This window comes from Clostridium sp., from assembly GCF_051654825.1.
Lineage (GTDB): Bacteria > Bacillota > Clostridia > Clostridiales > Clostridiaceae > Clostridium.
Genome location: NZ_JBOFYU010000155.1, coordinates 1 through 7,458, shown reverse-complemented (window position 1 = coordinate 7,458; position 7,458 = coordinate 1). Strand labels below are relative to the sequence as shown.

Genomic DNA, 7,458 nt, shown 5'->3' with positions numbered 1-7,458 from the left:
TTTTAGCTAAATCCATGTCTTTTTCACCTATTTTAATACACTCGCAAGTAATTCCTATAGGTGTATCAATATTCAAATCGTCATAGCTATCAGATAAATGCCAACTATTCATTGGTGACCTCATTCCCCTCAAAGCACTACCGAATCCAAATACTTCCGTATTAGTTATTTTCATTATTCTTCCCCCTCGAATTTATATACTAATCTATCTAAATAAAACTTAGCTTTTTTCAAGTCCTCTAATTCTTTGCCTTTATGCTTTGCCCTTGCCACATATTTAATTATATTTCCTTCATAGAATCCTAATTTCCAATCGTCTATAACGTCTATTACTTCATATTTACCACTATTGTAGTGATTTGGATGTTCTACCATCTCTTTTTTATTTTTATCAATTATAGGCAATACACTACTTTCCATATTTATATTTGTTGTTGCGTTGTATGAGTTTTTCTGTATTTCATCATTTAACCATTCATCATAGTATCCACATTCTGATTCTCCGCAACAATATTCATTTTCTTTCCTAGCATCAAGTTCACTATTTAATAATTCTATATTACATCTATCATACTTTTCATACTTGCATGGCATCATAATATTCACCCCTTACACCTTAAATTTCATTGTAAAATTGTACATATTTTTCTATGTAATCAAATCGCTTATTAAGCCTATCGTATGAACTCGTAACTCCAATTGACAGTTGCTTCTTGTTCATTAAATACTTACTAGGTATCACTAACACCTTTTCAATATCTTCGTTTTCATTTATTCCAACGCATATAAATATATCGCAATTATGATATCTCTTTTCTAAATTGCAACTGTGGAACTTGCTTCCATCTTTTTGCTTGTAATACCTAGCTGTTTTTATATCTATTTTAATATTATCATTTACTAGCAAGTCATAACTATGTTTAGTTGTCATTTTTTCAACTTGATATCCTAATTCTTCTAATATTTCTTTAACTATAAGTTCATATTCATTTCCGAAACTAGTTTCACTTTCCTTCGTTTCTAAATTAAGCTTTTCAGCCCACATTCTAAACCCTCCATTCCTACTAATAGCGTTAGAAAGACTGTGACCATTAACCATTTTTATCTCACTATTGCTTGGCATTCTACTTATATTTAACGCATCCATTACATATTTTAATTCATTTTCTATTAATTCATCGCTCCATTTTATTCCATGAGAATGTCCCATAATCTTTCCCCCCAATATGTATTTTTTCTAAAAAGGTATATCCGAACTGTCTATCTCGACATTAGTAAATTCATTAGCATCAGTTTTCTTATCTCCTACGCTACCTTGTTGGAACTCTACTCTGTTAACTAATACTTTAGTGAAAGACTTATTATTTCCTTCTTTGTCCTTGTAGTTATCTATGTTTAACTCTCCATTAACCACTATTGCTTTGCCTTTAGTTAAGTATTGGCATAAACTCTCTCCGCCCTTACCTAACATTTCACATCTTATAAAATCTACCTTCTTGTTGTTTTTATCCTTTTGATAATTTCTATCTACCGCCAAATCAAATACCAACTTAGCTACTCCACTATTAGGAATGAAGCTTAACTCACTATCTTTTGTAATTCTACCGCTTAATATAATTAAATTCATAATCTTATTTTCTCCTATCGTTTATTTTTATTAATATTTCAAATGTCAACATTACTGTTAAACATATTGTTGAAAATGTTATTACGTCTTTCATTTTAAAACCTTTCTATATTTACTAAATAATAACCCAAACAAGTGTCATCAATTGCCATATTGCCAAATAATATTTCCCAACACTATCATCACCAAGAATAGTGCATATAATTGCTAGTACACACATAATAGCCATCAGTATTTTCATATCTTCACAAACCTCCGCTTCAATTTATTTTGTATAAGGTCTTATGTATTTGCTTGAGAAATCACTCTCAAACTTATACATAACCTCGTCACTCCATACCCTATACGATAAACCTATCTTTCTTTCATGCTCTTTTATTGATCTAGCGTATAACTTAGTAAGTGCTTTATACTTATCACTCGTTGTAAAATCATACCTTACTTGAAAATCCATATACCTCTTGATAACTTCATCAAAGTTAGTTTGTATAGGCTGAATATCTATACATTGCATTGGCTCTATATGTTCAATTATTACATCAGCTACACTTTTCATATTAACCAATCCTTTCAATTTTATCTAATTCTTCTTTAGACATATTTATAAACTCTTCATGTCCTTCTAAAGCTTCTTCTATAGTATCGTACCCTTTAAGTATTACCCAACCATGCGGAACATTTCCATTTATATTCATAGCAGTTTCATATTCACCAAACCACGCTAGAAACGGAACGCTTACCGTACTTATACAATACCCACACTCTAAAATATATTTTTTACTTAACATATTTAACAACCCCTTCCTTGTTCAATTCTATATCTAATTTGTTGACTAACTAATACTGTCAACTCGTTATCTACTCCGTATTTATCTATATATAGGTGCATTAATTCTCTTAGCTCTTCCATATTAACACACCTTCCTTAATTCCTTGCCTATATCCCCTTGAAGCTTAACAAGTAATCTTTTAATCATCATTGGATATGTATTAAGTTCTTTAGCTATATCAACCATTGTCATTCCTTCGATTCTCATTTTTAATATTTGTGCCATATCAAAATTAAAATACTTATTGTCTTTACTAGCTTTTTCGGTAGTAATCATAATTCTATCTATCATATCCTTATCTTCTACCATGTCGAAACCTATTTCATGATTCTCAATCATTCCTCCGAGTGTTAATTCTTCATCGTAATTAGAATTCCTTTTTACGCTTCCATCTATTGGGGCATCTAAACTGTAAAAGTTCCTAAACTCATATTTCTCGTTGTAGCTTGGATTTCCGCTAGCAGTAACCCCTACTCTATCTAGTTTCCTTTTAGCACCTTTAAACTTACACATGGCCTTATATGTATATTGCCAAATGTAATTATATATATATGTGTTTATTTTTACACCTCTACTGCTATCATATTTCCTTATAGCTAACAATAAATGGTAATAGCCTTCTTGTATAGCCTCGTCATAAAACATATCATTCTTATATCTTTTGCATACATGATATACTATACCCTTATATTTCTCTATCATTTCCGTTTCGTATTCTTCCCTTAATCTATCTGCTTTACTTTGCTTTATTCCTTTATACTCATAATTCAACGCTTCATTTAATGCGAAATCAAATTGCTTTCTAGCATTATTTATTGCATTGACTTCTGAATCTCCTCTACTTACATTCTGCTTAGCAAGTTCTACTATAATTCCTAGCTCTCCACTCATTTAATATATCCCCCAAAGTATTAATTTATCTTTTGTTGTATTATTTCCTTGTTTCTATCTATAATTGTACAATCATTGTTGCCAATTGTCAATGGTTTTTATGCAACTTATTTAATTTTTATGAATACTTTTTATAAACAAATTTAGACATTAAAAAATTACATTGTAATCAAAAGTTACATCCAATTAATTTAATATATGCAATAAAAAACCACCCTATTGGATGGCTATCACTTACTTACATATCGAGTCTACATATTTCTTGACTTCTGCATATATCTCTTTATCATTATTACTTAAATCTTTTCTCATTTCTATATACGTGGCTATCTTACTTTCTAAATCTTGAACTTTTTCAAGTTCCTCTATTGTTAAAAAGTCCCTTATATTATCATTTTTAGACAATCCTTTAACTTCTTTTATTTTATCTACTTTGATTCCAAATACTTTTTTATAGACTAATTTTGAATAATTCGAATATGCGAACTTCTTAAAATTAGTATCCCCATCAACTTTACATTTTATAGTATCAGTTAAATTCCTTCTTATTTGCTTTCCTATAATTCTAGTTTCTCTTCTTGCTAACAATTCACTTCTCATCAAAAAGAATGCTTCTACAAACCTCATTTTCCACTCTCTTGCTATTTCAGTATTTTTCATATACATAACAATTAACATGAATTGCATTTCATTTAACTCATACCCACTAATACTTCTTTGCTTGTTATCTCGTAGGATTTCAAATCCCTTGAGTTTTCCATACTTTTCCAAATCTATTGAATACTTCTCTATAAGCCTAGTTATGGAATCGTGTTGAACCTTAAATTTTTCCGAAATTACAAGAGTATCTGTTATTGGTATAGCTTTACTTACATCATCTGTCTTTAATCTTACTAGTTCATTATTCATATGTTTACCACCTTCAAAATAAATTAGATGCTACTAACAACAAGGTGAATTGCTTTCACATCTTAAATATATCATACCCAATTTTTACAATAAAAAACCACCCCTACACTACTAAGGATGGCTTATTGGTTACTACACCTCGTGCAAATTAGGTGCAACTATATGAAACTGATTATAGTATATCATAATTTAGATATTAACATACTGTCAATTTATACCCTTGATTTCTGCTTCAATTTTGGAAAGTTGATTAATTATATCTACTAACACTTTAAACTCTTTAGAATCGCACTCAATAGCTTTTACGCTATCATTATACGCTATTGCCTTATCTAATCTTTGTTGGTAAAAGTCATATTCTTCAAGTATCGATTTATCACTCATAAAATCACCATTACATTATTGCATTATCTAAATATTCATTAAGCTTCTTAGCTTTAGAGCATATATAATCAGCTGAATGTTCATTGGTACTACATATTAATCTAGATTCTTCTATGAAATCAGTATATTTCTTTTCATTTCCAATAAGCATAACTTCTCTACCACTCCACATACAAGCACACACTTTTACTGCATCCTCTAAATCCATTCTCATTATAAGGCTATATAATTTACCTTCCCTATAATCTACATACCTTCAACCGAATCTATCTCTTATGTTTGCGTTTCTAACACTATTTAAAATATTTTCCATTAAAACCCCTCCGTATATAAAATGTATATAATTTGTGTATAGATTTGTAACTAATTTCACTTTTTGCAACAATTGCAAATACTACATTGTAATCAATGTATATAATGTATATAGTTTTTTTATTTAGTACTATACTTTTTATTATATTTAGCATATATTTATTTTTTAGTATAAAGCGTACTACTACTTATATATATTATATACAATATATACAATATATACATAGTATCTATAACCATTGAAAACACTGTATTTCTTTGTGTATAGAATTGCAACTAAAACATTTGTTCCATATACAAAACTATACACATTTTATTTATAGGCTATTTATACTTCATCCCATTCGACAATATCGGTAGGAATCAAGTTAGGCATATCTAGGCCACTTAAAGCTTCTTTCTTTATAAAGTATACTTTCTTTATTTTTTCTCCAATCCTAACCGATTTATAATAATCCTTGTTAGTTCCTTCTATATACTTTGATTTAGTAATCATTTTTATAAAAGTCTTACAATCTATTTTTAAGGTTTTTCCTCTAGATTTGTAATAACTTTCTAATATTGGGAATATACTTTTAAAGTCAAGTTTTAAATACAAGCTATCTTGTTTAAAGTGTAGGTCCTCAGCTATTACATATTGACCGCTTCCGCTTGCTACTTCGTCTATAGCTTCTAATACTTCGTCATATATCTGTTTAGTGGCATATTCTCCATCAAGAACGTTTTCTTTTAGATTTTGATATATTATATCTGCTACCGTGAAATCGTCCTCAAAATGGCTTTTATTAACTCCTAGACTTATTAGTATGTGTTTTACTGTTATATATCCAAACATTGTATTATTAAAGGTTGCTTGTATTCTTGGGTGCATAGTTTTCTCATGTTTAAATGTATTTTCTATTTTGTCTAATACACTTAAAAGCCTTTCGCTATCCCACTCTTTTATAATGTTTAAATATATTTCAAGTCCTAATGATTTTAATGTGCTTTTACCTTCTTTGGATATAAAGTAATTACCATGTTTTATATTATCATCTATCATATCGTTGCAGCTAAACCATATTATATTGCATCTATTTTTTAAAGCGGTTTCGTCTAACATTTCCTCACCTGCTATTATCAAAGAAGAATTATATTTATAAGTTTTAAAGCCTTGATTTTGAGTACCTTTTATTACTGAACTTTCACCAGTTATTGATCTAATAGTATTTGATAATAGCTGCTTTTTAAATTCTCCTGCTTGACTTGGCTTAACCTCATCAATGATTATAGGTAAGTATGTATCATTAGTTGCTCTTAATAGTCCATGTGGCATTAGTGAACTAAATACCATTGTATCATTGTCTAATCCTAATAATGGTCTAGTTATATTATCTATAGTATAAGATTTACCACTTCCACTTTCTCCGACATATGAAGTGACATGAAGATTAATACCTTGAGTATCCCTATAAACACTATTAAACATATTAGATACTAAGCTTCCTATTATGTTGTAACAATTCTTTTTAGTATTGAAGCTAAATAAATGTTTTATAAGTTCGTTAGCTTCCTCACTTGATAACCTATTAGTCATTGAATAGTCTACAAGCGTTAAAGGATTATTAGCCTTATAATTTGTATCTATCTTTCCATTTTCTAAAACTCCACCAGTAGGTGTTATAAGCATTTTTTTACCATCTAAAACCCTTATTCCAGTTAATAAATATTCATTTCTTTTTTCATATAAGAAATACTTATTTACCCAGTTCTTAAACCTTGTAAAATCTTTAGGCTTACCATCAAAGCTAAATCCCATGTTCATAAAGCTATTAAATGATTTAGGATCTAAGAATATCTTATTACTTCTACCCTTTATGATTTTAACTTCATTTAAGTTTGATTTTAAAGTTAATTCAATTTCTTCTTCATCAGTATCAATGTTTTCTATTCTTGTAAGCTTCTCTATTTTAAAGTTAGTTAGATATATCTTTCTTTCCTCTACCAACTCTCCTTCATTATCATATTTTTTAAAGGTATAATATACACCGTTTTTATTTTGCTGAAGTTCATTGTCGTCTTTTTCGTCTAAAGTTCTTTCAACTATATCTAATATTATTTTTCTTATTTGCTTACTACTTAAGCATTCATCATATTTAGCACTTATAAAGTCGCTTATATCTGCTTTTTCTCCTAAGTCGCATAATTCTTTTATTATTAGATTTTTAAAGCTTCTAACCCTATTTAAAAGCTTATAACGTACATTATTTACGTGTTTTCTTCCAGTATCATCATTGTCGCCTATTACAACTAACTTAGCACCTTCTAAGACACTTAAAACTTCATCTGTAGTGCTATTTATTTCTCTGCAAGTCGTAGAAGCTAAACCAAGTCTTTTTAAATTGTCAGCATCTTTCTCGCCTTCAACTAAAAATATTTCTTTATTTTCTTGAATACTTTTTACAACTATTGGCATATTATATAGTAAGTTTACTTTTTCGCTTTTAAAGTCAAGTGAGTAGTAGT

At 29.0% G+C, this 7,458-nt stretch carries 10 protein-coding genes and 1 pseudogene; all 11 read right to left on the bottom strand.

The features are described from left to right. Window positions 1-174: 174 nt before the first annotated feature. Window positions 175-597: a DUF3310 domain-containing protein gene (locus ACRDBA_RS09350; protein ID WP_438572656.1), complete on the bottom strand. Its 423-nt coding sequence runs from the start codon at window positions 595-597 to the stop codon at window positions 175-177. Window positions 598-616: 19 nt separating this feature from the next. Next, entirely contained in the window at window positions 617-1,210 is a 594-nt protein-coding gene (locus ACRDBA_RS09345) for a hypothetical protein (protein WP_438572655.1), read from the bottom strand. Between the two features lie 27 nt (window positions 1,211-1,237). Next, complete coding sequence (locus tag ACRDBA_RS09340; protein ID WP_438572654.1) at window positions 1,238-1,627, bottom strand: single-stranded DNA-binding protein; 390 nt, start codon at window positions 1,625-1,627, stop codon at window positions 1,238-1,240. Between the two features lie 115 nt (window positions 1,628-1,742). After that, on the bottom strand, window positions 1,743-1,868 hold the full coding sequence (locus tag ACRDBA_RS09335; RefSeq protein ID WP_438572653.1) for a hypothetical protein: 126 nt from the start codon (window positions 1,866-1,868) through the stop codon (window positions 1,743-1,745). A gap of 24 nt (window positions 1,869-1,892) precedes the next feature. Beyond that, window positions 1,893-2,183 carry a hypothetical protein gene (locus tag ACRDBA_RS09330; protein WP_438572652.1) on the bottom strand — a complete coding sequence of 97 codons (291 nt, stop codon included), beginning with the start codon at window positions 2,181-2,183 and terminating at the stop codon, window positions 1,893-1,895. A 1-nt stretch (window position 2,184) separates the two neighbouring features. After that, a complete protein-coding gene (locus ACRDBA_RS09325; RefSeq protein ID WP_438572651.1) occupies window positions 2,185-2,415 on the bottom strand; it encodes a hypothetical protein in 231 nt (76 codons plus the stop codon). 123 nt (window positions 2,416-2,538) lie between these two features. Beyond that, on the bottom strand, window positions 2,539-3,348 hold the full coding sequence (locus tag ACRDBA_RS09320) for a sigma factor (RefSeq protein ID WP_438572650.1): 810 nt from the start codon (window positions 3,346-3,348) through the stop codon (window positions 2,539-2,541). 234 nt (window positions 3,349-3,582) lie between these two features. Then, window positions 3,583-4,257, bottom strand: a complete 675-nt coding sequence (locus ACRDBA_RS09315) for a Rha family transcriptional regulator (RefSeq protein ID WP_438572649.1) — start codon at window positions 4,255-4,257, stop codon at window positions 3,583-3,585. 207 nt (window positions 4,258-4,464) lie between these two features. Beyond that, window positions 4,465-4,641, bottom strand: a complete 177-nt coding sequence (locus ACRDBA_RS09310) for a hypothetical protein (protein ID WP_438572648.1) — start codon at window positions 4,639-4,641, stop codon at window positions 4,465-4,467. A 10-nt stretch (window positions 4,642-4,651) separates the two neighbouring features. Then, entirely contained in the window at window positions 4,652-4,849 is a 198-nt protein-coding gene (locus ACRDBA_RS09305) for a hypothetical protein (protein WP_438572647.1), read from the bottom strand. A 432-nt stretch (window positions 4,850-5,281) separates the two neighbouring features. Beyond that, window positions 5,282-7,458 (bottom strand): annotated as a pseudogene (locus tag ACRDBA_RS09300) (hypothetical protein); the annotation flags it as partial.

Bases quoted from the DNA above. Each gene is read 5' to 3' on its own strand.
- ACRDBA_RS09350 (WP_438572656.1), bottom strand. From the start codon at position 597: ATGATGCCATGCAAGTATGAAAAGTATGATAGATGTAATATAGAATTA.
- ACRDBA_RS09310 (WP_438572648.1), bottom strand. From the start codon at position 4,641: ATGAGTGATAAATCGATACTTGAAGAATATGACTTTTACCAACAAAGA.
- ACRDBA_RS09325 (WP_438572651.1), bottom strand. From the start codon at position 2,415: ATGTTAAGTAAAAAATATATTTTAGAGTGTGGGTATTGTATAAGTACG.
- ACRDBA_RS09305 (WP_438572647.1), bottom strand. From the start codon at position 4,849: ATGGATTTAGAGGATGCAGTAAAAGTGTGTGCTTGTATGTGGAGTGGT.
- ACRDBA_RS09330 (WP_438572652.1), bottom strand. From the start codon at position 2,183: ATGAAAAGTGTAGCTGATGTAATAATTGAACATATAGAGCCAATGCAA.
- ACRDBA_RS09340 (WP_438572654.1), bottom strand. From the start codon at position 1,627: ATGAATTTAATTATATTAAGCGGTAGAATTACAAAAGATAGTGAGTTA.
- ACRDBA_RS09335 (WP_438572653.1), bottom strand. From the start codon at position 1,868: ATGAAAATACTGATGGCTATTATGTGTGTACTAGCAATTATATGCACT.
- ACRDBA_RS09315 (WP_438572649.1), bottom strand. From the start codon at position 4,257: ATGAATAATGAACTAGTAAGATTAAAGACAGATGATGTAAGTAAAGCT.
- ACRDBA_RS09345 (WP_438572655.1), bottom strand. From the start codon at position 1,210: ATGGGACATTCTCATGGAATAAAATGGAGCGATGAATTAATAGAAAAT.
- ACRDBA_RS09320 (WP_438572650.1), bottom strand. From the start codon at position 3,348: ATGAGTGGAGAGCTAGGAATTATAGTAGAACTTGCTAAGCAGAATGTA.